Source organism: Pirellulales bacterium (assembly GCA_035939775.1).
GTDB lineage: Bacteria > Planctomycetota > Planctomycetia > Pirellulales > DATAWG01 > DASZFO01.
Map to the genome: position 1 here is coordinate 21,821 of DASZFO010000314.1, position 25,816 is coordinate 47,636.

A 25,816-nucleotide genomic window follows, 5' to 3' on the forward strand; every position below is an offset into this window, starting at 1 on the left:
CGGGCCGTTCACGGCCATCTGGCTTCTTTTTCCTTGACGGGTTGGCCCTTGCCACGTCGCACCTCGACCAAACGATCCACGGACGGACATGAAAAAATCTCTTCCGAACCATCCGGCCAAGAGACCTCGACGGCATCCACGTGCTGAACGGCGCCCAAGCCGAAATGGGCGCGCGGATCATTGCTGCTTAAAAAACTCTGGCTCGGCTGGATTAAACGCCGCCAGCGGCGCGCGCCGGCCACGATTTGCACGTCGGCGCCAATCGCGTCGCGGCCGCAGGCTGGTTCGACGGCGCGGACCATCAACCAGTGCCCGCGATTGGGGGCGACATTCCGTAGGATGCGGGCCTTGCCGCCGACGGTTGTTACCAACAGATCCAGAGCGCCGTCGCCATTGAGGTCGCCAACCGCCAAGCCGCGCGCGACGTTGGGCTGGCCACACAGAGCGGGGTTGTCGTAGGAAATATCGCGGAACTTGCCGGCGCCGTCGTTGGCGAATAGCTGATTGCGCTCGGCGTAGGCGTCCCAATGCAGTTTGGTGGCCGGAGTGGTGCGAGAGACGCGGCCATTGACCAGGGCCAAATCGAGTGCGCCGTCCTGGTCGAAGTCCCCGAGGACGGCGCCGAAGCCAGTGCCGCGCCAGGCCATCTTTGTAAGGCCGGACTCGGTGGCCCGTTCTTGGAAAAAGCCGCACGGTCCCTGTTTCCACAGACCTGGAAATTCGGAGGTGAGGTGGGTGACGAAAAGGCTCGGCAAGCCCGTGCCATTCACGTCGCCAAAGGCCACACCCATGTTGCCCTGGGCCTCCCCGCCGGAGTTGAACGCGACATTACGTTGAACCGCCTCCTCGCGGAACGTGCCGTTTTTCTGGTTGATCCACAGGCGGTTGGCCTCGTTGTCGTTGGCCACGAAGATGTCGGGCCAACCGTCGCCGTTGAAATCCGCGCAGAGCACTCCCAAACCCGGGCCGATCGTGCGGCCCAAGCCGGCGGCATCGGTGCGATCCTCGAATCCAAGCCAAACTCCGTTCGCGTCCTTGCCGCGATTGTGGTAGAGATGGGTCTGGGTTCCTTTGAAGTTAGAAGGATGGCAATAGTCGCGACCGTCGCCGTTCAGCCGGATGCAGGGATAGGTCGGGTCCAGGGCCACGTAATTCACAATGACCAGGTCGAGCCAACCGTCACGATCGAAATCCAGAAAGCTGACGGCCGTGCCCCAGATTTGCTTGTCGATGCCGCTGGCGGTCACTTCCTCGAAGTGGCCTTGGCCCCGATTGAGGAAGAGCCGGCCCCCCATGTATTCGCTGACGTAGACGTCGGGCAGACCGTCGTTATTCACGTCCCCGACGGCCACGCCCATGCAGTGACCGGCGAAATCGAGCCCCGAGCCGGCACTGACGTCCTTAAAACGCCCGTCGGGCTGTTGCCGGAACAACCGATTTTTGGAGGGCGAGTGTGGCCCGCCATTCTGTAGTAGGTAGATGCCGAGCCGTCCGTCGTTGTCGAAATCAAATAGAGCAGCCCCCGAACCAATGCATTGAGGCATAAAGTATGAGCCGTCAATCGGGCCGGGGTCATGAATGAAATCAAGCCCGACCTCCTGAGTTACGTCCATAAACCAGGGCGGCTGGCTAGTCCGAACCTCATTCGGCTTGGCGGAAGGCGATTGGGTGCAGGCGGCGGTAAGGCCGAAAACCAGCCCAAAGAGGACGAGGTGAACACGCCACCTTACAGAGATTGGCATTTTCGCACTGAGCCCGTTCCTTCGCGACTGCACCATGACGATGGGCTTTATGTATCACTTGATCTTCTTCGTGAATCGTTCGTCCGACTGAATCGGAGCGCTCGTGCGCTTGCATTCGACGCCGATCCGCCGGCCGCCTTTGAACAGCAGCAGGTCGAGCCGTACCATGAAATTCCCCCAGTCAATGGAGGATTTTCATGGTACTCCATTGCCCCGTGCTCCCAGCTCCCTGCTCCCTGCTCCTATTCCTCCTCCTCCGGATGCAGCACGGCCTTGTCGATGATTTCTTTCTGCACGTTGCCCGGCACCACTTCGTAGTGGTTGAATTCCATCGTGTAGCTTCCTTGCCCGCCGGTCATGCTCGAGAGGCTGCGGGCATACGTGGTCACTTCGGCTAGCGGGACGACGGCAGTGACGGTTTGCAAATCGCCGCCGGCCGATTCCATGCCGGCCACGCGGCCGCGGCGGCCCGAGAGGTCACTCGTGATGTCCCCCAGTTTCTCGTTCGGGACGGTGATGTGCAGCGTGACAATCGGTTCGAGGAGCGACGGCTTGGCCTCTTGAAACACATTGCGGAAGGCCATCGAGCCGGCCGTCTTGAAGGCCGCTTCCGAGCTATCGACGTCGTGATATTTGCCGAAATGCACCTCGACCCCCACATCCTGCACGTGGTAGCCGGCGATCACGCCGCGCTCGAGCCGCTCCTTGAATCCCTTTTCCACCGCGGGAAGGAAGTTGTTCGGGATCGTGCCGCCGACGATCGAATCCACCCACAGGAAATTGCTCTTGGGATCGTGATGGAATTGCCGCATCGAGGGGAACCGCTGTTTCGTGGCAAACGCTTCGGGATCGGTGCCGGACGGGAACGGGAACATCCGGATATGGACTTCGCCGAATTGCCCGCGGCCGCCGGTTTGCTTCTTATGGCGATAACTCCCCTCGGCCTTGGCTTGGATCGTTTCGCGATAGGGAATCTTCGGCTCCTTGGTGTCGATCTCGACCTTGTCGCGCTTCTTGAGCCGCTCGCGAACGACCATCAAGTGCAATTCGCTCATTCCGGTCATGACGAGTTCTTTCGTCTGCGGATCGCGGTCGATGCGGAAGGTCGGATCTTCCTCGACCACCTTGTGCAGCGCGCCGGAGAGCTTCGCCTCGTCGCCGCGGCTCTTGGGCGTGGCGGCCAGGCCGACCATCGGCGTGGGATACTTCACCGGCGGCATCGTGAAGTTACCGAGCGTCGTGCCGGTGTGCAGATCTTCCGTCTTGGCGATCGCCACGATGTCGCCGGGGCCGGCCGAATCGACCGGATGCGATTCGCTCCCTTGAATTTCCAACAGCGGCCCGATCTTGACGTTCTTCCGCCCGCCGGAGACATGCACGCTTTCGTCCTTCTTGAGCATGCCGCCGAACACTCGGATATAGCTGAGCTTCTGCACGAACGGATCGATGCGCGTCTTGAACACTTGGGCCACCAGCGGGCCGGTCGCGTCGAGCGAGATGGGGACTTCTTTCCCCGCCTCGTCGATCGCCTTGCGGTGCAACTCATTGGGCGGCAGGCCGCAAAGAGCGAAGGCGTCGAGCAACTCCTTCAGCCCGATCCCGGATTTTCCCGCCACGCAAACGATCGGGATCAAGCTGCCGTGTGCGATCGCTTCATCGAACAATCTCGGCAGCTCTTCGTCGGTCGGCAGTGTTCCCTCGAAATACCGGCTCATCACTTCTTCGTCCATCTCGACGATCGATTCGATCAGCGATTGATTGATCTCGGCTGGATCGATCAAAGCGCCCGGCGTGCCGCCGGACACTTTGAGCGTGCTGACGACCCCTTTGAAATCGTGGCCCGAGCCGATCGGCACATTCAGCGGAATGCAGGCCTTGCCGAACATCGACTGGATTGATTCGAGCAGGGCGGGAAAGCCGATATTCTCCGAATCCATCTTGCTGATAACGATGATCCGCCCGCAGCCGGCCTTGCCCGCTTCGTGAAACACGCGGCGCGTGTTCACTTCGATCCCCGAATGGGCGTTGACCACGATCGCGGCCGTCTCGACCGCCTGAAACGCGCCGATCGCCTGGCCGATGAAGTCGGGATAGCCGGGCGTGTCGATCACGTTGAATCGCTTGCCCGCATGCTCGAAATGCGTGACGGCCGATTCGATTGAATACTTATGGGCCTTTTCCACTTCGTCGAAATCGCAGACGCTCGTGCCGTCGTCTACGCTCGCCGGGCGGGTGACCGCGCCGCTGAGGTTGAGCATCTTATCGATCAGGGTTGTCTTTCCGGACGATCCGTGTCCGCATAGGGCAATGTTGCGAATGTCCTCGACCTTGTGCTTAGACATAGTGATTGTTCCCTCAGGCGATATGCGCCGAGGCGGCTGCTTCGAGCGCCTCGGCTAGGGTAAGTTTTTCTTCGTACAACGCCCGGCCGATGATGCAGCCGGCCATCCCCGCGGCGGCCAGCGCGGCGACGTCGGCGGCCGTCGTCACTCCGCCCGAGGCGATCACGGGCAGCCGAACCGCTCGCTGCATTTCCCGCATCGCCGGAAGATTCGGGCCTTCGAGCATCCCGTCTTTGGCGATGTCGGTGTAGATGATCGCAGCCAGCGGCTCGCTCTCGAACTGCTGGGCCAGTTCGGTCGCGCGCTGGCTGCTCGTTTCGAGCCATCCATCGGTGGCGACGTTGCCATCGCGGGCGTCGATCCCCAAAACGAGCTTGCCGGGATAGCGTCGCACGACGCCGCGGAACCAGTCGGGATCGCGAAGCGCGCGGGTGCCGATCACTAACCGCGACAGGCCCAATTTCAGCAATCGGCCGATCGTCGCTTCGTCGCGAATGCCGCCGCCGAGTTCGCACGGAACATCGACGGCAGCGAGGATGTTTTGCACGCTCGCCAGATTGACCGGCTTGCCGTCGCGCGCTCCGTCGAGATCGACAAGATGCAAGCGTTCCGCCCCTTGCTCGACCAGCCGCCGGGCCATCGCGGCCGGGTCTTCGCTGAAGACCAACTCGCGGCGATAGTCGCCTTGCACGAGGCGGACGCATTTTCCGCCGCGCAGGTCGATGGCCGGCCAAATCTGCATGGGAAGCGAGACTCCCCAGAACGCGACTGCTTCGGAGAAGGGGAAACGGTGAATATGGCACAGAAAGGGGCGAGGGGCAAGAGGCGAGGGACGAGGGAATCCACTCGCAACTCGCGACTTCACCAGCTACAATCCGCGGACTGACTCAATCATCACAGGAGACCACATCGTGAATGCCCTGCTGTTGGCAATTCTCGCGCTGGAGGTGGGAGCGGTGACCGATACCATTCAAGAACGAGAGCACCACTACAAATCAGACGACGGGGCAAGCCGCACGTTCAAGTATCGCTTGCTCGCGCCGGAGAAAATCGAGCCGGGAAAGAAATATCCGCTCGTGCTCTTCTTGCACGGGGCCGGCGAACGCGGCGACGACAACAAGGCGCAGCTCAAGTATTTGCCGACTTGGATGGCTGAGCCAAAGATGCGGGCGGCGTATCCGTGCTTCCTGATCGCCCCGCAGGCGCCGAGCGACGCCAAATGGGTGAACTCTCCGTGGGACAAGAAGACCTCGCAGCCTCTGCCGAAGGAAATGTCAGACTCGATGAAGCTCGCCGTCGAGATTCTCGATGAAGTGATCAGGACCGAACCGATTGACACGAGCCGCGTCTACCTCACGGGGCTTTCGATGGGTGGCTACGGCACGTGGGACCTGGCCGTGCGAATGCCCGAGCGGTTCGCGGCGGTCGTGCCGATTTGCGGTGGCGGCGACGATACGAAAGCCGACCGGTTAGTGAATGTTCCGCTCTGGTGCTGGCACGGCGACGCCGATCCGGCCGTACCCATCCAACGTTCGCGGGAAATGATCGTGGCGATCAAGAAAGCCGGCGGCAATCCCAAGTACACCGAGCTGCCCGGCGTCGGCCACGACAGTTGGACCAAAGCCTATACCGACCCGGACGGCGCGATCCCGTGGATGTTCGAGCAGAGGAAATAAGTACGAAGTACCAAGTACGAAGTACGAACGGCGGCGAGCGACGAGTGTAGTCCTCACGCTCCGTCGTGAGAACTGCATTGTGTCGCGGTCTCCCGACCACGACACGATGCGCGACCGAAGGTCTCCGGCGCATCAGGAGACCTTCGGTCGAACCGGTAGCACGGTCAGGAGACCGTGCTACAACCGGTTGCTTGACTCTACTTGGGATCAGCACCCGCGCCGACACTGGCAGCGTCGGCCACGGGCGCGTTCATGCTCGACGGACCGTGATCGTCAGCCGCTCGGGCTCCATACCAGATATCGAGACCGTCGCGGCGTTGGTACGCCTTTGGTCCGCGAAGGGCCCATCGCCAGGCCTCGCCGATGATCTGCCAGAATGAGTGCGCCCGTAGCTTGCGGCCGGAGGTCACGACGGTGGGTCGGGGAACCGCGAATCGGCCGCGGCGCTTGAGCGCGGCGATGAACAGGATTTCTTCGCCGGCGAAATAGCGCTCGTCGAATCCGCCGAAATCCTCGAACGCCTCGCGCTTGCAGAATAGAAAGCAGCCGCCGACCAGTTTGAGCGATCGCGATAGAACGACGGCCAACGGATACAAGACCCGCGCCCAGGCCGGCAGCTCGCCGTCGAAGCGAAACACGCAGCCGCCGCCGATCGCGCCGCGGCGCAGTTCGTCGAGGCAGGCCCGAACCGCCGTGGCATTCGCCAGCGTGTCGGCATCGACGAAAAACAGCACGTCTCCCTTGGCCGCTCGCGCCCCGGCGTTTCGCGTGGCGGCGATTTGGCGATTCTGAACGCGGATGACTCGTGCTCCCGAATGCTCCGCAATCAAGCTGGTCTGATCGGTCGAGGCATCGTCCGCCACGATCATCTCGAACGGCTCGCCGATCTCACGCGCGGCCACACCGATCGCGGCCAGCGTCGCTCCCAAGTGCTGCTCTTCGTTATGAGCCGGGATCACGAATGAGAGCATGGAATCGATCGCTCGAAAATGCGATAGGTCTTGTATCGTCGGCCGCCGACGGCTTCGATCGTCCGGTTGATGAGCGCGTTGTCTTCCAACGTCCAACTCAATTCGGCGCCGGTCACGCCCATTTGTTTCGCGCCGTAGTCGAATGTGCGCAAGATCAAAAGTTCCGCGATCCCGCGCCGCCGATATTCGGGAACCACGCCTAGCGCCAAGAGCCGGGCCGTCTTCACGCGCTTCAAATTGCGCCAGAATCTCACCAACCCGATCGGCAGACCGTAGTGAAACAATCGGCCGTTGAGCGAGCGGGCCGCTTCGTTGAAATCCGGCAGCGTCATCGAAAAGGCCACCGGCCGCCCCTTGACCTCCGCCATCAGCAGCAAGTCGGGGATCGCCAGGTGCAGAAGAAACTTGGCCAGATACTCGAACTCGGCCAGCGTCATGGGAACGTCTCCCCAGTTGTCTCGCCAGGCCTCGTTGTAAATCGCGCGGCAACGGAGAATCTCCGCCGGCAGGTCCTTGCGGCGCAGCGGACGGACTGTCACGCCGCTGCGGGCTACCGCCCGCTCGACGCGCGGCCGCCAGCGGTCGATTCGATTGTCGCTGTCGAACCACCAGGCGTAAAGATCCTTGGCCTTCGTCAAGCCCCAACTTTCCAGCAGCGGTCGGTAATAGGGCGGATTGTGGTTCATCATCACCCGCGGCGGTGTCTCGAAACCCTCGATCAGCAAGCCGCAGCCGTAGTTCATCGAGTAGTCGATCGGTCCCATCATCCGCGTGCGGCCCCGGCGCGCGAGCCACTCGGCGGCAGCGTCGAGCAGAGCATGGGCGACGTCCGGCTCGTCGATCGATTCGAACATCCCGAAGCAGCCCGCATTGTCCTCGTGATGGGCGTTGAACAAGGGATCGTCACTGGCCAGAATCCGTCCGATCGCCTGGCCGTGCCGGTACGCGACGAATGGGACCGCGGCGCCATGCTGGTAGAACGGATGCTTCCGCGGATTGATGAAATCTTTGCGCTCGATCAGCAGCGGCGCGATCCAAACGGGGTCATCGGCATAGACTCGCCACGGGAACCGCAGAAACTGTCGGCGGTCGTACCGCGAGACGGCCGGGCGGACGTCAATCCGACGATCGGCGCGAATCGCTGGGCGGATGATTTGCGTCGACACGTTCGCGGGCCCTCCGGATGGCCCTGTGTTGCGAGGCTGAATCCTTGCGAGTTCAGCTACGGTTTAGAAGTACGACTGCCTACAGCATAAGGCTCGCGACGACTAACGGCAATTACGATTTACGATCCGCCCACTATTGCGGAAAGCCCCCGTGGGAATAAAATAGGTGAAGAGGATTCGATTCACCTAGTTTTCTGGCAGAGGTGACGATTGCTTACTGAAAAAGAAGTCTCGAAGAGTTGGCGGACTCTGTTCAAAGGGACCGCGATCAGCGACGAGGATCTGTCGAAGGCCGAGGCCCTGCTCAAAGAGCTTCGCCCGGAAAGCCCGTTGCGGCACCGTTTGAATTGCGAGTTGGAAGAATTGCGACGGATCGCTCTTGCAAACCGCTGAAAGAGGCTGTCGGCGAACTCCACTAGCCCGAAGCGCGAGCGAGGGAATCGCGGTCGATTTCCCTCGCTCGCGCGTCGGGCTGGTGTGTCTCACTAGGCTTGCGGCCGTATAGATTCTCAGCCGGACGCATTGAGGTATCGGCTCGGTGCGCTTGCCGGCGTTGGCAGCGTCGCGTCAATCGCGCCGCTGCGGTACACCCCGCCGCGACGAGCGTTCCCGACCTTGCCGGCGCTGGCCTGCCGCATCAATAGTTGACGTTGAAGCCGACGTTCACGCCGTTGATATAGACGTGTTGCTTGTCGGCGCCCTGGGCGATGCTCATGTTGGGAACGGTGTAGACGATGCGGTCGCTGGCTCGGCTGATCCCGGACACGAGGAGGCCGGTATAACCGACCTCGAGACTGACGTTTTTCGACACCTTGTAGATCGCGTCGAAGCGCGCTTCACCTAACGGCGAGAATGTCACATTGTGTCCAGCGCTGTTGAAGGTGAAGAGGGCCGAGTTTAGCACGCCGACTTGCACCGTGGTTCCCGGTATAGTCGCTCCGTTGTCAAGACGAATGATGTGCGTCGTATAGCCGGCGCTCGTCGCACCGCTCATATATTCGTTCTGGAAGTTGAATCCGAGAAGGGCGCGGAAATCGGCCGAGAAGGTCCAGTGCTCGCGCTCCAGTGTCCAACGGGTCCCGATTTGCGGGCCGACGATGTTGTTGTCGATTCCAAGGTCCCAGAAATTGGGCGCCGACGGGACAGACAAGACCCTGGCGATGCTGACAATGTTAGGAGGGTTCTGAGGCAAAATGATCGTGCCATCGGGGAAGGTGCCGAATTCAGGGTTCGTCGTACCTGAAACATCGAATCGGTCATGAAATTGAAAGAACCGCGGCCCCAAAAAGAATTCCCAGACTCCGCCATGATGCTCGGGTTCGAAGCGGATCGACTTATCCAACTCGACGCCCACGAACCGGCTGTTGTTAACGATCGTAAGCGGCTGGTATTGTATGAAGTCGAATGCCGGATTTGGCGGAAAGGGAACACCTGTTGTGTCGGTGCCGATCAAGGCGAGTATCGCGTTTGCCGGAAGCACGCCCGTCGTGTCCAAAAAGCCTACGCTCGTCGAATTCCCGACCCCGGCCGAGTTGAATTGCGTGTTGCTCTTGACGATGCTGGTCATCCAACCGGAGCCGTCGTCTTGCCGGTAGCCGATGTCGAAGCGGTTGCCCCAAACGAAATTCGGGGAGATGAACTGGTTCGTGTTGTCGCTGAGGCCCAGGGCGACCAACGTAGGGTCGGTGCTGCCGATCAGGCCGAACGAGGGCTGATGGATTGACCAATAGAGGCGCTCGTATCGGAAGAATGGCCCGACGGCCCCCTTAGGAAAGTAGTCCTGGCTGCCGGACTCGATCGGAGCGAAGGGCTGCATGTCTGCCAGGTCGCCCCCATCGACGGGGCCGAACGGCTGAAAGATTTGAGCATGATCGGGCTCTGGAACCTGAGCCCGCGCGCTGGCCGCCGCGCCAAGGGCTACCGCGAAGACGACCAGCCACGACCTAGTGCGATGGAAATGCATGTTTTAGGTCCGCTCTGAGCTGCTCTTTTGGTCCGCGCGTGCCCTTCCCTGCGAAGAGCCGGCGCATTGGATGTGACGGTAGTATCGGCCGTGCCAGTCGCGACAGTTGAGTAAGAACGGTAAAGTGTAACGAAAATGCCGAGCGTGCCGGGCGGCCGATGATAAACTGGGTAGAATGGCGGAGCGGCGATGGCCGCCTTTTGCAGCGGACCTGCCACGTGAAGATGACAAGGTGGCAAGGCGAAGGGGTGACAAGGCAAAACGCGCAGGCGGAACTTTCGACTGGCTTGCCAACTTTCCAGCATGTCACCATGTCGCCTCGTCGCCTTGCCACCGCTATCCCGTCGTTGTCGGCAAACTGCTAGCGGCGTATACTCTGTGTATCAGTCGCATTCGTTTGGACTCTATCCGTCGATTTCGGGAGTGTGGCGTTATGCCAAAGCCATATCGGGACTCGATTTTTTTCGTTTTGGCCGGAGGCTTGGCGGTTTTGCTCGGCTTCTGCCGGTTGTTAGCCGCCGAGCCGCCGGTTACGCCGGCCACTGCTCAGAAACTTGGCAAATTGGATAGTCCCGACCATAAGTTCATTCGTCTGGTCCGCGACAGTCACGGCGATCCGCAGGCCATGGAGACGGCGATCGTTCGTTATGTGCCGGCGAAGGATGGGGACCGGCCCGGGCTCTCGGTCGATCTGGTCGGGGCGGTTCACGTGGCCGAGAAATCCTATTACGACCAACTTAATAAAGCGTTCGAGAAATACGACTCGCTGCTTTTTGAACTCGTCGCCGACAAGAACACGGTGCCCAAGGCAGGCCGAAGGAGCGGCAGCCCTGTCTCGGCCATTCAGGTCGCGATGAAGAATTTCCTCGATTTGGACTTTCAGCTCGATGACGTCGACTATACGAAGCGGAATTTCGTCCATGCGGATATGTCACCCGATGAAATGGCCAAATCGATGGCCGAGCGGGGCGAAAGCATCTGGTCGATGATGCTTCGGATGATGGCCGCCGGGATGGCGCAGCAGAGCGGGGCTTCCAACAACTCCGACCTGGATCTCATCATGGCCCTGTTCGACAAGAATCGGGCGATCCAAATGAAGCGTTTCATGGCCGACCAGATGGAAAGCATGGACGGGGTGATGCTCGCGCTCGAGGGCCCAAAGGGCTCGACGCTGATCAGCGCTCGAAATCAAGCGGCGCTCAAGGTATTGGCCGACCAAATCAAGAGCGGCAAGAAGACGCTTGCCATCTTCTACGGCGCCGGGCACCTTTCCGACATGGAAAAGCATCTGATCGCCGATTTCGGCCTGAAGCGCGCGGATGAAAGGTGGCTCGAGGCCTGGAATCTGCGGCTGCCGGCGAAATAGAAGGCACTTATCGTTAAGTGGTGGAGGTTCAAACCTGGTTTGATGGGTGCCATGGCCACTGCTCTGAGTGGCCATGCGGCAACACAGGCCATGCCCACGCCGAGCCGTGGACATGGCGCCCAAAGCTTATCGATCGGCCTTCTTCATTTCCAGCAGCCCAGCGGCGAAGCCTAGTAAATCGCCGCGCTGGCGGCAGATAGCGAGCAATCGATCGTAGTTGCCCGATAGCCTCGCTAGCTCTAGCACCGTCGGAGCGAAGCCGGTTGTGCGCACGCCCGCTGGCATCAGGCGGACATGCTCTTCGAAAGCGTCGCTAAATCGCCGCAGCCGGATGAGCAGAACCACATATACCTCCGCCGTCGCCGTTCCCATTTCGTCGGGGTTGGCGTTGTCCGCCTTGTTGCGGAAATAGGCCACTGCGGCTTCGATCTCTCGTCCTAGTTGGGCTGCGAAGAATAGCCCGTGGCTGCGGTAGACGTCTTCGAACGGTTCGTCCCCGGTCAATTGAAAAGTCACAGAGAGCCGCCGGCCGTACTCGGTCAGTTCCCAGGCCAGGCCCAAGATTTCGGGGTCTTCGACAATCCGCGCGATCCGCACGGTCGCCGAAAGATGCGAGGTATCGATGTGATAATTGTTGTCAGCGAAAAGTGAATCGCGGCCTGACAGTAGCTCCGGCAACGTGCCTTGCTCCGGCGCGCCTTCCGCGCGGCGAGCGATATCCGCCCGCAGATTCGCGAACAGGTCGGAATGAAGCTGCCGAACCAAGAGTCCCGCCGCGATCTGTTGCTGCGCACGGCTGTGTTGGCCCATTTCAGAATCAAAGGCCGTGATGGCATTGCAGACGCCGTATTGGCGGAGAACCAGCTCGAAGCCATTTGCCGGCGCCACCCCTTCGCGCAAGGCGATTTCGACGAGCGACGCGAGATTCTCCTCGTTGGCGTCAACCTGGGAGATCGCCGCGGCCACCGCGCTATTTTCCCCGAGCGGCCGCAGATACATCCAGGCCTCGCGGAGTTTTCCAGCCTTCCAGAGCAGCCACCCGGCCTCGCGGCAGGCGTCGAGATAGGCGCGCTCGACTTCCCCCCGCATCGGCTCCTCCAATTCCTCGAGCGGAGTGGTCAAGATGATCGGCAATCCGAGCCGCCGCCGGGCCTGCATCAGCCGCGTGTCGAATAGGCTATGATAGTCCCCGTCGTCGCGAAATCGCGCGGCCAGCCGCTCCAGCGCGCTTTCCGCCCCGCCGGTCGTAAGGTCGGATTCGAGTTCGTCAAATGGTGTCGCCGGCATATTGACCATCGTAACATCGGCATTGCGACGCGGCTATCATTCGAGCCGTGCGTGGCGAGTGTACTCATCGCGCTCCGCGTGAGGACATTCATCGCGCGGAGCATGAGGAGTCTACTTACGCCCGTCGCCCTTTCGGTCCGGCCCGCGCTTACGCTACGATAAGCGCATGAAGTCGGATGAACCCAATTTCGCGGGGCTGCGCGTCGCCGCATTCGAAAGCCGGCGAGCGGAGGAAATGGCTGCCCTCATTTCGCGGATGGGGGGCGCGCCGTCGATCAGCCCGTCGATGCGCGAAGTGGCGCTGGAGCGCAATCCCGAGGCGATCGATTTTGCCAACCGGCTGCTGACCGGACAGGTCGATGGGATCATCTTCATGACGGGCGTCGGCGTGCGGCATCTCATCGGCCAGGTCGAGCGGCACGTCAATCGAAAGCGGTTTCTGGAAGCGATCTCCGACGTGGTCACAATCGCTCGCGGCCCGAAGCCGACCGCCGTGCTCAAGGAATTCGGCCTCACTCCGACTCATCGCACCGAGGAGCCGAACACGTGGCGCGAGGTGTTGGCCGTGATTGACCAGCGCGCGCCGGTAGCCAACCAAACGGTAGCGCTCGTGGAATATGGCCAACCGAATACGAGCCTCGTCGCCGGCTTGGAGGCGCGCGGGGCGATCGTCCTCAAGCTCAAGGTCTACCGCTGGGATTTGCCCGAGGACACCGGCCCGCTCGAGAACAACATCCGGGCCATCGCTGACGGTTTGATCGATGTCGCGCTCTTCACGTCCAGTCATCAGGTGACGAACTTGTTGCTGATGGCCGAGCGGCTGGGGCTGACCGATTCGCTGCGATTCGGCTTGTCGCAAGCGGTGATCGCTTCGATCGGTCCCGACACGAGCGAGACGTTGCGGCAATATGGATTTTCCGTCGATCTGGAGCCGGAACATTCCGGCATGGGGCAGTTGGTCGTGGCCGCGTCGCGCTCGGGCGAACTGCTAACGCGCAAACGCCGCAAGGCGATTTTCAACGTGCCGCTGGCATCTGCGACCGGGCCGGTCGGAAATCCGATTGTCTCCGAGCCGGGCGTGTCGCTCGCGCCGCGCGGTCAGGGGCAGCCATGGTATGACAGCCCGTTTATGAAGGCCTGCCGACTCGAACCGACCGAACGCACACCCGTTTGGCTGATGCGTCAGGCCGGGCGCTATCTGCCGGAGTATCGCGCGATCCGCGAGAAGACCTCGTTCCTCGAGCTGTGCAAGAATCCCGCGTTGTGCGCCGAGGTGATGATCGCGGCGGTGCGGCGGCTCGGCGTGGATGCGGCGATCATCTTTGCCGATCTGCTGCCGATTCTGGAACCGATGGGAATGGAACTGGAATTCACGCGCGGCGAAGGCCCGGTGATTCACAATCCGGTGCGCGAATCGCGCGACGTCGATCGCGTGCTGGAACTCGATGGCGTGGCATCGCTCGAGTTCGTGATGGAGGCGGTTCGGCTCACTCGGGCCGGCTTGTCGCCGGAGATTCCGCTGTTGGGCTTCGCCGGAGCGCCGTTCACACTCGCCAGCTACGTGATCGAAGGAGGAGCCAGCCGCAACTACCTGCATACCAAGACGCTGATGCATCGAGACGCCGGCGCGTGGAGCGCGCTGATGAGCCGGCTGGTGCGAGCGACGACACGCTACTTGAATGCCCAAATTGCCGCCGGTGCCCAGGCGGTCCAATTGTTCGACAGTTGGGTCGGCTGCCTCGGTCCGGATGACTACCGGCAGCATGTCTTGCCGCACACGAAGGCCGTGATCGATGGCATTCAGGCCGGCGTGCCGGTAATCAACTTCGCCACCGGCAACCCAGCCCTCTTGCCGCTGCTCTCAGAGGCGGGCGGCCAGGTGATCGGCGCCGATTGGCGGATCGAACTCAACGACGCCTGGCGCGCGATCGGCGCGAACAAAGCCATCCAAGGAAATCTCGACCCGGCGGTGCTCCTGGCCGACCGCAGCGAGATTCGCCGTCGCGCGGAACACGTCCTCCGTCAAGCCGCCGGCCGCCCAGGCCACATCTTCAACCTCGGCCACGGCGTGCTCCCGCAAACGCCGCCGGATAACGCGATCGCACTCGTCGACGCGGTGCATGAGTTCAGCGCACGGGCGTAAATCGCTGGGATCTCGTTGATGACACATTGTTGCCGATATGTTTCGTAAAGTAAGATGGACCCATGCGAGTCTACTTGGATGTCTGCTGCCTTCAGCGACCGCTTGATGACCGCTCGCAATTACGCATCAACATCGAGGCGGAAGCCGTCCTTGCGATTTTGCGCTTGGTTGGATCGGGCGGGATAGAATTGATATCGTCAGAGGTCGTCCAATTCGAGGTGGATCGAATTCCGCACACCGAACGGAAGCGGCGTGTCGGCGACGTTTTGAGCTTGGCTAGTCGCGTTGTAGAGTTGAGCGACGAAATCGAGGCTCTCGCCGAGTCGCTCGTGAAAGCTGGCCTGAAACCATTGGACGCATTACACATCGCATCAGCGTCCGCGACGAAAACTGATTACTTTTGCACGTGCGACGACGGACTGATCAAGAAAAGCAAACAGTTGAAGTGGCTCGCCACGATAATCGTGTCCCCGGTTGAACTGCTTGTGGAGATCGCGCCATGACCCCCGTAATACGGCCGTTAGCTGAAGTAAATCAGCAGGCCACCGATATCCTGGTCCGTGAGATTGGCGTAGTGGATACATTGCGCTTTCTCAGTCAATTTCAGACCGGCTCCGGGAACTACACCAAGGAGCGCGCACAATTGTTCGATAACTTGTCGCTCGACGAGATCGCCACGGAGATCAAGGCGAAGAGAAAGCGCTGATGATTGTTGATTCCTGGCTCACTACGCCGCGAGATCAACTGATGCGGTGCGGCCATATCCCCTGAACTGAGAGGATTTGGTGCTATGAGAACAATTCGACAAGTTGATTTTTGTCTTCCATTGCTGTTAGAAATTGCAATCCGCAATGGGCGGATCGAGGTGGATCGCCGTAGCTCAGACCTGAACGATGTTACCGCCTAACTTGAAAAACTCCTCGGAACCAACTCGCAGAACTGGGGAACGACGAAAAACGGACAAGACAAGTTTCGCAACTGGATAGAATGGGCCAGAAAAAAGTTGCGGGAGGCCGGCTTACTTACTGGTTTCAGCAGGGTAGACTGGCGCATCACCAAGTCAGGCTATGATCGTCTAGGCGAATTGGTCAAGAGCCATCTTTGCGCTCTCCTTGACAACGAGAAAGACAGAGCAGACAGAAACCTCTTTGATATTGTCGAATGCTGCGATTTTTGCCGTTTCAACCAAGCTCTCCGATTGTTGGACGCAAGCGAACTCCAGTCGGTCGTTCATAACTAATCGACGCCGTATGAAATGTTCTTGGCGGCCATCGACCGGATTTCTGACGACCAGCTCGCAGATTTCTTGCTGCGTCGTATGAGGATCTCGGCGACTGGCTGCGATCGAATAAAGCTCAACTGGTCCCGGCCGCCTCCGACTCGTAGAGTAACTCCGCCATAGTTACTCACGCGATCCTCACCAGCGGAACAGCCCCGTCCCCCAAGCCAGCCCGCCGCCGAAGCCGCTGATCAGCAGATTGCTGCCGGGGTGGATGCGGTCTTGTTGAAGGCATTCGTCGAGAGCCAGCGGGATGCTGCCGGATGAGGTGTTGCCATAGCGGTCGAGGTTGATCGGCATCTTGGCGGGGTCGATCTTGAGTTCCTCGGCCACCGCGTCGAGGATGCGGGCGTTGGCTTGGTGCAGCAGAAACAGATCGACGTCGCCGATCGTCATCTTCGCGGCGCTGAGCACCTCGCGAATGCTGTAGGCGAGCAGGCGCACGGCCCACTTGAACACGGGCTTGCCGTACATCTTGAGGTATTGCAATCGCTGTTCGACCCGCTCGGCGCTCGCCGGCAGCCGCGAGCCGCCCATCGGGCAATTGAGCAGATCGAAGCCCGAGCCGTCGGCCCCCATCGCATAGGCGGCGAAGCCTTGCGTCGGCTGGCCGGCCGCCAGCAGCACGGCGCCGGCGCCGTCGCCGAAGAGCGGATACGTCTTCACGTCTTGGGGATCGATCACGCGCGAGTTGCAATCGGCCCCGATCGCCAAAGCCAACTTGCTGCACCCGGTGGCGACGAATTGCATCGCCGTGGCCAGGGCGTAAAAGAAGCCCGCGCATGCCGCCTGCACATCCATCGCGGGAGCGCAGATTCCCATCTTATGTTGCACCAGGCAAGCCGTCGCGGGCATCGTCATATCGGGCGTGAAAGTGCCGAGCACGATCAGATCGATGTCGTCCTTTGCGAGGCCGGCCCGCGCGATACAGCGCTCGGCGGCGATCGCCGCTAAATCGCTCGTGGCCATCTCGGGGGGCGCGTGCCGCCGCTCGTGAATGCCGGTGCGGCGAAGTATCCATTCCGGGTCGCAACCGAAGTGGACCAGGTCTTCGTTCCGGACGATTTTCTCGGGAACGTAGCTTCCAACTCCGACGACCCGAACGCCGGTTAGTCGCCGCACAGGAGCATGCAGGTTCTGCTCTGAGAAATCAGTCATGCTCGTTCTTCATTCTGCATTCAGTTCGACCCAAGCTCGGCTTTCAAACGACTGGATCACTGCGTCAGCGACAATTTGAGCATTCAGGCCATCGACGAAGCTCGGCACCGCCGGCCGCCGCTCGACGATTGCCGAGATAAACTCCCACATTAAATCATAGCGGAACACGGTGGCCGGCTCGCCGACCGCCGGGTCTCTCGGACTGCCGGCCGGTTTGAGAAACTCCTTCGGCACTTCGATCGGCGCCAGATCGCTGCCCGTCTTCCCCAACAGTATCGTATTCGGCTGATGCAGTTGATAAACGGCCGAACCTTCCGAGCCGTTGATCTCGGCCCACTCGTGGCCAAAGCCGCCGCGGCCGTAGCCCTTGGCCAGCGTCGTTCCCTCCCAAACGCCGGTCGCTCCACAGGCGAACTCGCCGATCAGGCATGACCAGTCGTCGACGTCCGACGGCGGGCAACTCCGCCCGTCGGGTGTCTTGATGCGCTCGGCGAACCGAGCCAGCGCACCGCAAACGCGCCGGATTGGGCCGAGTAGGTCCATCGCGAAATCGATGCGGTGGATCGTCATATCATAGAGATCGCCGGCGCCCGCCGACGATTTGTATTGCCGCCAGCCCCAGCTCGTTTCCGGCCAATCGAGGAATCGCTGGCTGCGAAAGTGCCGGGGCTGGCCGAGCGCGCCGCTGGCGACCAAGTGCTTGAGATAGCGCATCGCGGGCGCGAAGCGATAGGTGAAGGCCGTCATGTGAACAATGCCCGCGTCGCGCGCGGCGTGGTGCATCTCGCGCACCTCGCCGGCGTTCAGCCCCAGCGGCTTTTCGCACATGACGTGCTTACCGGCCCGAGCGGCCGCCAGCGCGATCGGCCGGTGGCTGGCGTTGGGGGTCGCGATCACCAGGGCGTCGATCTCGGGATCATCACTAAGTTCCTCGAATCGCGTCGTGATCTTCTTCAGATCCCACTCGCCGCGCCGCTGTTGCAGCAACGATTGGTCCGCATCGCAAGCCGCGACCAGCCGCGCTCGGGGATCGAGCCGCAGGGCCGGCACGTGGTGGTAATCGCAAACGCGTCCGGCGCCAATCAGAGCGACTCGAACGGGAACGACGGACTCGCGCGACATATCGTCAAGAAAACCTGGCGGGCCAATGTTAAAGCTCGTCGGAACGCCTAACAAAATCCGGCTGGGAGAAGGGGACAGTCCCCGTTTTGCTCCGCGGACTGCGCAAAAAGGGGACAGTGCCCGCCGGATTTGTTAGGCGTTCTAAGTTACGTGTTTTCGCGGCCCTCGACAAGAGCGGCCGAGCGCCGTTTCGCGCTTCGACTTGCACTCTCCCAATTCGGCTGCCCCCCGACGAACAGGCAAAAACGCTAGTTTTTTCCGGGGCAGGCGGCTATGCTGAAACGGTGAGGCGGCACGACGGAAGAGGCATCTTCGGGCTGCTCGTTTGTCGCAGCCGTTGCGCCCGCCAGCGACTTTCCTCTCCAAAACCTCTCGGAAAAAAGGCAAAGGGTGTTCATATGGCCGCGCGTTCATGGTTTGGATTGGTTGTGGCGTTGACCTGGGCGGCGGTGATTTCGTCCGCGGCGCAGGCGCAGCAAATCGGCGGCGGTTACAGTTTGCGCCCCAACAAACAACAGCAGCAACAACAGCAACAATTGAAGCAAGAATTGCGCGGCAAAGGAGAAGTTGAAGCCGTCGGAAATGGCGTTTTCAAAGCGGTGCTGGATGGCGATCCTTGGCTCATCAAACTTGAAAAAAACGCGAAAGTGATGGTGAAGGGGAGTGCGACCGCCGATTTCCTCATGCCGGGGTTGTTCGTCAAATTCAAAGGGGACATCGATAAAAAGGGTAAGGCCGCCGAACAGGTGAAGGAGCTGGAAATCTTCACGCCCAGCGAAAATGACCCGCTTGGCGCCACGCCGACGGGCAACGCTCTTGAAACGTCGGGGGCGAAAAAGGCCCCCTCCGTGGTTCCCAGTCCCTACGATATTGCCGGTCGCATTTCGGCGATCAAGAAGGGCGCGATCATCGTGGCCTGCCCCGGTATGACGGTCCATGCCGAGGTCGCTCAGGATGCGAAGATCAAGGTCAATGTCGCCGATCTGTCGTTCGCCTCGCCGGGCGACAAGATGGAAGTCAAAGGCTGGTTTCTGAAGGGACGGGAACAAAACGCATACGCCTCCGAGGTCACGGTCGAAATGGCCAATCCGCTGACCGGGCCAAAGAAGAAGGCCCCGCTGCACGCCGCGAAGTCCGCCGACAAATCGTCGGTCGGCGCCGACGCCGCCACGACCGATGCCAAGAAACCCGACAAAACTGCCAAGACGCCTGATCCCAAACCGGCCGAGGACAAGAAGCCCGACGACGCCAAGACGGCCGACAAGGACAAGGCCGATACGACGAAGTAGCGACTGGGAAACACTTATGCAGTGTGCCACTGGCCAGCAACGTCGGCCATTGCCGGCTTGCGGCTTCGGCCCACTGGTCTGGAAATTCTTTTTCAGACCGGCGCGCCCCTGTTTTCGGACGGCTGCCCAGGCACTGGCCGACTGCGCTGGCCAGGGCCACACCCGCTCGGCCAATGCCAAACGCACTTGGCCAGATGCCACGCACGCTCGCTCGGCGTCACATCCGGTCGCCTACCACGGTCCGCGAATGGGATACACGCCGAACTGTGTCGTGTCGCTGGGCCACGCTGGCGTTGGCAGGAAGCCGTTGCCTACATAGCCGATCGGCCCCGGATAGGGCCTTCCAAATTGATGGTAGATCGGCACGACGCGCTTGCCGCCGACGCCCCAATGGTATTCGGTCTTGAACGCGGCGGTTGGCGGCACGACCAGCGCGATCGGCTCGCCGTACTCCGCGTCGGCATATGGACCATGCCACGGCATATAGAGACTGTGCCGGTAGATGTATGGAAAGGGAACCTCGGCCGACGACATGCCCGTCAGGCCGCACAGCGAGAGAGCAACCGCGGCGACGCCGCAAAGCAGTAGCTTCTTCATGGGACGTTCCTAGGTTTCGTACTTTTTACTTCGTACTTTGAATTCAGTACCACCACACGTGGGTCTTAGTGACCGGTGCGTACGGACCATTGGGCGTGTAGTACACGCGCTTGTGCGGGTAGAGGAATTCCTGCGGCAACAGTGGTTGGTAGGTAATGTAGGTGTGTCCCACCAAGGGCGGCACCGGCCGCGGCGAAACATACAACTGCGCGCCCATCGCGCCGGCACAACCGCAGGTGACCGGTGCGACGTAGTAGTTGTAGAACAGGTCCGGCGTGAACCCGCGGCTGCAATAGTCCTGGGCCGACGCCGTGCGGGCGCCCAGCCAATTCAAGGCGACGATTACCGCCACCGCGCTGACCGACGAACGAAGCAATTTGAGCATGGGTCTAGCTCCTCTTTCAGGCATATATCCAAGTCGGGCGCCGCGAGCTTTCTGCTCATCGCTGCCCGAACCAACGCATCCGTCCATGTGTGTCTCGACCTGTGCCGGTGAGGCCGGTGAATCTTTATGTGCGGGATATGCCAGATCGTCCTAGAGTGCCGGGATTGACGATCGGGACGGTCTAGCGGAGTGCCGGATAACCGTTATAATTGGCAAAGTTGCCGTAGTTGTAATCTCTTATCTCTTTGTAGCCATGAGAGTTGCGCTCAGACGTTGGCAGTCGGCCGGCAATGCTCGGCAGCGGCTTGGCGCTAACGCGATCCTCGCCAACGGCATCCTCAAAATACTGAACATTTGTTATCAACCAGAATGGTCCGGCGGATCGGCGTTGCCTCACGCCAATCCGACGGGCTACATTGGCATCGCACTAGTGAACGCGGCATCTGGCCGCGTGAGTTCAAGCACCGGGACACCGCTTCTACCTCCAAACTGGAGTTCGCACCTTGATTCGAGTCTCCCGTAAGCGATCGCTAAAAATCAAAGCCGTGGTAGCCGTTCAAGCCGCGGCAAGGCCCACGCGCATCCCGAACGATAACGGCGCGGTGCCGGGCGTCAACGGCTCGGCGGAAGATTCGTCAGCGCTCGACGAAGAGCATGTCGAGCATTCGCTGAACGGCGTCGCCCCCGGACCTTCCGGCCACGGCGCCGCGCACGGGCATCGCCGCCGCCGGGCAACTGCCCAATCGATGGCCGCCGATCAGCGCGATATTAGCGTCAGCGAGTTCTTCGCGAAGAACCGCCATCTGCTGGGCTTCGACAACCCGCGGAAGGCGCTGCTCACCACGGTAAAGGAAGCGGTCGACAATTCGCTCGATGCCTGCGAAGAGGCTGGGATTCTGCCTGAGGTTTGGGTTCACATCGAGGCGGCCGGCACGAACTGTTACAAGATCGGCGTCCAGGACAACGGGCCGGGGATACTCAAGAAGCAAATCCCGCTCATCTTCGGCAAGCTGCTCTACGGCTCGAAATTCCATCGGCTGCGGATGAGCCGCGGCCAGCAGGGGATCGGCATCAGCGCCGCCGGCATGTACGGCGTGCTGACCACTGGGAAGCCGGTGAAGATCATCTCCAAGATATCCAAGCGCTCCCCGATGCACTACTATGAGATCCAGATCGACACCAAGAAGAACAAGCCGGAGATCTTGAATGGCCGCGGCGACGGGGTCGATATTCCCTCGGGGGATCCGGGCACCAAGTACATCGCGGCGCACGGCATCGAATGGATTCCCGTCAACGATCGCGCGGAAGAGGTCGTCCATGGCACCCGGGTGACGATCGAACTCGAAGGGCGCTTTCAGCACGGCCGCGGCAGCGTCGACGAGTATCTCGAGCAAACGGCGATCGCCAATCCGCACGTCCGGCTGCACTACCTCGATCCCGAGGGAGAATTGCGCACGTTCGAGCGCTCGACGAATCATTTGCCGCCGGAGCCGAAGGAGATCAAGCCGCATCCCTACGGCGTCGAGTTGGGCCGGCTGCTGGCGATGCTCAAGGACGACAAATCCTCGACGCTCACTCAGTTTCTCACGACCGCGTTCTCTCGAGTTACGCCGGCCGTGGCCAGGAAGCTGTGCGAGACCGCGAAGCTCAGCACCCGGATGAACACGGCCAAAATCGGCCGGCAAGAAGCGCAGGCCCTCTACGAAGCTATTCAACAGACGCGAATCAGCGCCCCTTCGACCGACTGCATCTCGCCGATCGGCGAGGAGCTGTTGCTCAAAGGGCTGCACCAGGTTCTGCCGGGCGAGTTCTACGTGGCGGCGACGCGGCCCCCCGCCGTTTATCGCGGCAATCCGTTCGTGATCGAGGCGGCGCTGGCTTACGGCGGCACGCCGACCGCCCAGCGCGTGCCGCTGGATACACTCCACGACCTGCTCGGCCAAAGCGATGCGCGAACGCTGCGCCAGTTCCTCACCACCACCTTCGCCGGACTCGGCACGACCGCGGCCGACAAGATTCTCGAAGAGGCGAAGCTGGGCACGCGAACTTCTCCCGGCCGGCTCAAGAAAGCGGAAATCGCTCAGCTTCACGCCGCGATGCACAGCGTCAATCTCGACGAAGGGCAGACGATGAACGTGCTGCGGTACGCCAACCGCGTGCCGCTGCAATTCCAGCACGCCGGCTGCGCCATCACGCAGACTGTCATGTCCACCAATTGGCGAAGCTACGGGCTGAGCCAATCGCGGGGCTCGTTGCCCAGCGGGCCGGTGACGGTGATGGTCCACATGGCCAGCGTCTGGGTCCCCTTCACTAGCGAATCGAAGGAAGCAATCGCTTCGTATCCGGAGATTCAGAAGGAATTGCGGCTCGCGCTCCAGGCGGTGGGGAGGAAGCTGGGCATGTATCTCCGCCGCCGGCTGCGAGTGAAGCAAGAAGGAGAGCGGCGGAGCATTTTCCTGCGCTATCTCGGCGAGGTGGCCACCGCGGTGAGCGACATCAGCCGCGTGGACCGCGACGACCTCTACAGCAAGCTGCTTTTGGTGGCCAAGAAAAAGACGGCCGACGCCGACGTGGAACTCGACGAGCGCGGCCACCCGATCGAAGACGGGGAGGCGCTCGATTTGGGCAAGAATGTGCTGATCGTCGGTCCGGAACCGCTCCCCGATCCGGCGCAACTGCCCGCTAAGTAAGAACGACCGTTCAACCTGAATTAGTGCGTCAATGGCCAATAAATCCGCCAAATCGACTGCAACGGCCACCGCCAAGCGCAAGCTCAACCCGCGCGACAAGAAGACACTTGGCGAAATCGTCGGCCTCGCGAACGACGTGGTCACGGCCGCCGACAAGCGCCGCGATCCGCATCTCGATATTCCCGCCCGCAGCCTGTCGAACGTGAAGTACAACAGGCAGAAGCGGTTCATCGAGATGGGCAGCGCCAAGAACCGCCGGCACCTATTCAATCTTTCGCAAGCCAAAAGTTACATGCAGACGGTGCTCGTGGCCAGCGGCTGTAAAACGCTCATCGATCAGGACAAGACTACCAGCATCCGAGGTCTGTTTTATCTGCTCAAGCACACGATCGAGGGCACCAAGGAAGAGACGTTCGCCGATCAGGCCGAGTGCGACCCCGTGATCGAAGACTTGGAGGTGACGCTCAACAGCCTCCGCGAAGAACTGCACGTTTATGCCTCGAACCGCGGCGGGATGGTCGGTCCAATCACGCTTAACGACAGCGGAGATGAAATCGACTGCGCGCGGATGGGCTCCGGCGGCTATAGCATTCCCTCGATCTGCGAGCCCGAAGTGATCCAATTCATCAAGTGCGATGCCAAATTCATCCTGCATGTCGAAAAAGACACCGTCTGGCGACGTTTCAACGAAGACAAATTCTGGCGCAAATACAACTGCCTGCTGACGCATGGCGGGGGCCAGCCGTCGCGTGGCGTGCGCCGGATGCTTTATCGACTGCACAGCGAACTGAAACTGCCCGTCTACTGCCTCTTGGACAATGACCCCTGGGGATACTACATCTACAGCGTCCTCAAGCAAGGCTCGATCAACTTGGCTTACGAATCGAAGCGAATGGCCATCCCGGACGCGAAATTCCTCGGCCTCCGCTCGATCGACTTCCAGCGTTGCGAACTCTCGCCGAGCGTCAAGATCAGCCTCAACGACACCGACATCAAGCGAGCCAAGCAGATCGCGGAATACCCCTGGTTCAAGGGGAAAAAACCCTGGCAGAAAGAGATCGAGCTGATGCTCCGCAACGGCTTTAAGCTCGAAGTCGAGGCCCTGATCTCCAAAGACATCAGCTATGTCACCGAGACCTACGTTCCCGCTCGGTTGGACGAGCAGAACTGGCTGGATTAGGGATGAAAGCTCGTTGCTCCTAGGGTTTACTACGAATGTGGTTAACCCAAAACCCTTTTTGTGGGAACGCCCTCCGTGGCGTTCCGTTCCCCGGCAATTTGTTTCCGCAGCGGCTCAAATCGCTTGGCGGCCCTTTTCGATCGTTGTCGATCAACCATTGTAGCGCGTTTCGAGGTTTCTGATGCGGTTTGTCTCTCGCAGCGTCGTCGCGATGATGGTCTTCGCCATTGGATCGCATGTGGTGTGGTCCGCCGACCGGGCAAAACCCGAGCCGGCCAGTCCCGGCGCCGTCGCGGTTCGCGACGATACGTCAAACATCCGGGCTGCGGCCGAGACGATCACCAATTCGATCGGCTTGAAGCTCATCAAGATTCCCGCCGGCGAATTCATGATGGGGAGCCATGAATCGCTCGACGAGATGAAGAAAACCTTCACGCAATACGAGCCGCGGCGGTTCAATCACACCGATGAGTATCCCGTCCACCGAGTGCGGATCACCCGGCCGTTTTATATGGGGATCTATTCCGTCACGCGCGGGCAATTCCAGCAGTTCGTCAACGAAACCAATTACAAGACCGACGCCGAGCGGAACGATCCTTCACTCGATACGCCCGGCGACTCGCGGCGCACGGGTCCCGGCGGCTACGGCTACAACAAAGAGACCGGCAAGCTCGACGCCGAGCGGAACCCGAAACACACGTGGCGCGATCCGGGCTTTCCGCAGACAGACGTTCATCCGGTGGTGGACGTGAGTTGGAACGACGCGGTGGCGTTCTGCAAATGGCTTAGCGAGAAGGAAGCCAAGGGACTATCCGAGAACCGCCGGGGACTGTCCCCTTTTTTGGAGCGGGCACCATCGCCAGATGGTCGGGAAAAAAAGGGGACTGTCCCCCTCTCCGCAGGCGGCTCTCGGATAGGCCCGATGACCTATCGCCTGCCGACTGAGGCCGAATGGGAGTATGCCTGCCGCGCCGGCACGACCACGCGCTATTGGTCGGGTGACGATCCGGAATCGCTCGTCAAGATTGCCAACACCTACGATCAATCGAGCGCCAGGGTTTTTCCGGAGTGGAGCAAGTTCGCCTTGAAGGGAGATGACGGTTTCGCGTTCACGGCTCCGGTCGGCAGCTTTCAACCCAATCCGTTCGGGCTGTACGACATGCATGGCAACGTCTGGCAGTGGTGCTCGGATTGGTACGCGGAAGATTACTATGCGAAATCGCCGGTCGACGATCCGCAAGGCCCGCCGCCCGCCCGGCAGCACGTCCGCCGCGGCGGGGCGTGGCACAGTTGGGCGATGTACGTCCGCTCGGCCTTCCGCAACTACAACACGCCGCAGAGCCGGTATTTCAACCTCGGCTTCCGCGTGGTAGGAGAGGGACTGGGGGCTAGGGGCTAGGGGCTCGGGAAGCATCGGGCCGGCTGCGCCGGCGGGTTGACCGTCGCTCGCCGCGCCATCT

20 protein-coding genes are annotated in these 25,816 nt (G+C 60.9%); 9 read left to right on the plus strand and 11 right to left on the minus strand.

Features of this window, described 5'->3' with window-relative positions:
* Window positions 1–8: 8 nt before the first annotated feature.
* The 3 genes from VGY55_19905 to hisA all read right to left on the minus strand — a co-directional run bounded on the left by VGY55_19905 (window position 9) and on the right by hisA (window position 4,826).
* On the minus strand, window positions 9–1,544 hold the full coding sequence (locus VGY55_19905) for a CRTAC1 family protein (protein HEV2972249.1): 1,536 nt from the start codon (window positions 1,542–1,544) through the stop codon (window positions 9–11).
* A 440-nt stretch (window positions 1,545–1,984) separates the two neighbouring features.
* On the minus strand, window positions 1,985–4,084 hold the full coding sequence (locus VGY55_19910; protein HEV2972250.1) for an elongation factor G: 2,100 nt from the start codon (window positions 4,082–4,084) through the stop codon (window positions 1,985–1,987).
* 13 nt (window positions 4,085–4,097) lie between these two features.
* Complete coding sequence (gene hisA / locus VGY55_19915) at window positions 4,098–4,826, minus strand: 1-(5-phosphoribosyl)-5-[(5-phosphoribosylamino)methylideneamino]imidazole-4-carboxamide isomerase (GenBank protein HEV2972251.1); 729 nt, start codon at window positions 4,824–4,826, stop codon at window positions 4,098–4,100.
* Between the two features lie 169 nt (window positions 4,827–4,995).
* On the opposite strand from hisA, the gene VGY55_19920 reads away from it, so the two are divergent.
* Entirely contained in the window at window positions 4,996–5,760 is a 765-nt protein-coding gene (locus VGY55_19920) for an alpha/beta hydrolase-fold protein (protein HEV2972252.1), read from the plus strand.
* A gap of 197 nt (window positions 5,761–5,957) precedes the next feature.
* Here VGY55_19920 and VGY55_19925 read toward each other — a convergent pair whose 3' ends face one another.
* A complete protein-coding gene (locus VGY55_19925) occupies window positions 5,958–6,731 on the minus strand; it encodes a glycosyltransferase (protein HEV2972253.1) in 774 nt (257 codons plus the stop codon).
* On the minus strand, window positions 6,716–7,897 hold the full coding sequence (locus VGY55_19930) for a GNAT family N-acetyltransferase (protein HEV2972254.1): 1,182 nt from the start codon (window positions 7,895–7,897) through the stop codon (window positions 6,716–6,718). Before VGY55_19930 ends, VGY55_19925 begins: the two co-directional genes overlap by 16 nt.
* 210 nt (window positions 7,898–8,107) lie before the next feature.
* Between VGY55_19930 and VGY55_19935 the strand changes: the two genes are divergently transcribed.
* Window positions 8,108–8,290 (plus strand): hypothetical protein, encoded by a 183-nt coding sequence (locus tag VGY55_19935; GenBank protein ID HEV2972255.1) that lies wholly within the window; start codon window positions 8,108–8,110, stop codon window positions 8,288–8,290.
* Window positions 8,291–8,534: 244 nt separating this feature from the next.
* Here VGY55_19935 and VGY55_19940 read toward each other — a convergent pair whose 3' ends face one another.
* The gene (locus VGY55_19940; GenBank protein HEV2972256.1) at window positions 8,535–9,860 is read right to left on the minus strand and encodes a BBP7 family outer membrane beta-barrel protein; all 1,326 of its coding nucleotides are present in this window, start codon (window positions 9,858–9,860) and stop codon (window positions 8,535–8,537) included.
* 433 nt (window positions 9,861–10,293) lie between these two features.
* On the opposite strand from VGY55_19940, the gene VGY55_19945 reads away from it, so the two are divergent.
* Window positions 10,294–11,226 (plus strand): hypothetical protein, encoded by a 933-nt coding sequence (locus VGY55_19945; protein ID HEV2972257.1) that lies wholly within the window; start codon window positions 10,294–10,296, stop codon window positions 11,224–11,226.
* Between the two features lie 126 nt (window positions 11,227–11,352).
* Here the strand turns inward: VGY55_19945 and VGY55_19950 are convergent, their stop codons facing one another.
* Window positions 11,353–12,513 carry a hypothetical protein gene (locus VGY55_19950; GenBank protein ID HEV2972258.1) on the minus strand — a complete coding sequence of 387 codons (1,161 nt, stop codon included), beginning with the start codon at window positions 12,511–12,513 and terminating at the stop codon, window positions 11,353–11,355.
* Window positions 12,514–12,748: 235 nt separating this feature from the next.
* Between VGY55_19950 and hemE the strand changes: the two genes are divergently transcribed.
* Both hemE and VGY55_19960 read left to right on the plus strand, forming a co-directional pair.
* Window positions 12,749–14,656, plus strand: a complete 1,908-nt coding sequence (gene hemE, locus VGY55_19955; protein HEV2972259.1) for a uroporphyrinogen decarboxylase — start codon at window positions 12,749–12,751, stop codon at window positions 14,654–14,656.
* A 499-nt stretch (window positions 14,657–15,155) separates the two neighbouring features.
* Window positions 15,156–15,362 carry a hypothetical protein gene (locus VGY55_19960; GenBank protein ID HEV2972260.1) on the plus strand — a complete coding sequence of 69 codons (207 nt, stop codon included), beginning with the start codon at window positions 15,156–15,158 and terminating at the stop codon, window positions 15,360–15,362.
* Between the two features lie 711 nt (window positions 15,363–16,073).
* Here the strand turns inward: VGY55_19960 and VGY55_19965 are convergent.
* Together VGY55_19965 and VGY55_19970 are read right to left on the minus strand one after the other, a co-directional pair.
* Complete coding sequence (locus VGY55_19965; GenBank protein HEV2972261.1) at window positions 16,074–17,093, minus strand: beta-ketoacyl-ACP synthase III; 1,020 nt, start codon at window positions 17,091–17,093, stop codon at window positions 16,074–16,076.
* A gap of 9 nt (window positions 17,094–17,102) precedes the next feature.
* Entirely contained in the window at window positions 17,103–18,215 is a 1,113-nt protein-coding gene (locus VGY55_19970) for a Gfo/Idh/MocA family oxidoreductase (protein HEV2972262.1), read from the minus strand.
* Window positions 18,216–18,613: 398 nt separating this feature from the next.
* On the opposite strand from VGY55_19970, the gene VGY55_19975 reads away from it, so the two are divergent.
* Window positions 18,614–19,504 carry a hypothetical protein gene (locus VGY55_19975; GenBank protein HEV2972263.1) on the plus strand — a complete coding sequence of 297 codons (891 nt, stop codon included), beginning with the start codon at window positions 18,614–18,616 and terminating at the stop codon, window positions 19,502–19,504.
* Window positions 19,505–19,735: 231 nt separating this feature from the next.
* On the opposite strand, the gene VGY55_19980 is transcribed toward VGY55_19975, so the two are convergent.
* Window positions 19,736–20,101 (minus strand): hypothetical protein, encoded by a 366-nt coding sequence (locus VGY55_19980; GenBank protein ID HEV2972264.1) that lies wholly within the window; start codon window positions 20,099–20,101, stop codon window positions 19,736–19,738.
* Window positions 20,102–20,144: 43 nt separating this feature from the next.
* Window positions 20,145–20,486, minus strand: coding sequence for a hypothetical protein (locus VGY55_19985; protein HEV2972265.1), 342 nt, complete (start codon window positions 20,484–20,486; stop codon window positions 20,145–20,147).
* 545 nt (window positions 20,487–21,031) lie between these two features.
* Here VGY55_19985 and VGY55_19990 point away from each other — a divergent pair.
* The 3 genes from VGY55_19990 (at window position 21,032) to VGY55_20000 (ending at window position 25,755) form a co-directional block, all read left to right on the plus strand.
* Window positions 21,032–23,176 (plus strand): DNA topoisomerase VI subunit B, encoded by a 2,145-nt coding sequence (locus VGY55_19990; GenBank protein ID HEV2972266.1) that lies wholly within the window; start codon window positions 21,032–21,034, stop codon window positions 23,174–23,176.
* A 31-nt stretch (window positions 23,177–23,207) separates the two neighbouring features.
* Entirely contained in the window at window positions 23,208–24,356 is a 1,149-nt protein-coding gene (locus tag VGY55_19995; protein HEV2972267.1) for a DNA topoisomerase IV subunit A, read from the plus strand.
* 181 nt (window positions 24,357–24,537) lie between these two features.
* Window positions 24,538–25,755, plus strand: coding sequence for a formylglycine-generating enzyme family protein (locus tag VGY55_20000; protein HEV2972268.1), 1,218 nt, complete (start codon window positions 24,538–24,540; stop codon window positions 25,753–25,755).
* The last annotated feature ends 61 nt before the right edge of the window (window positions 25,756–25,816 follow it).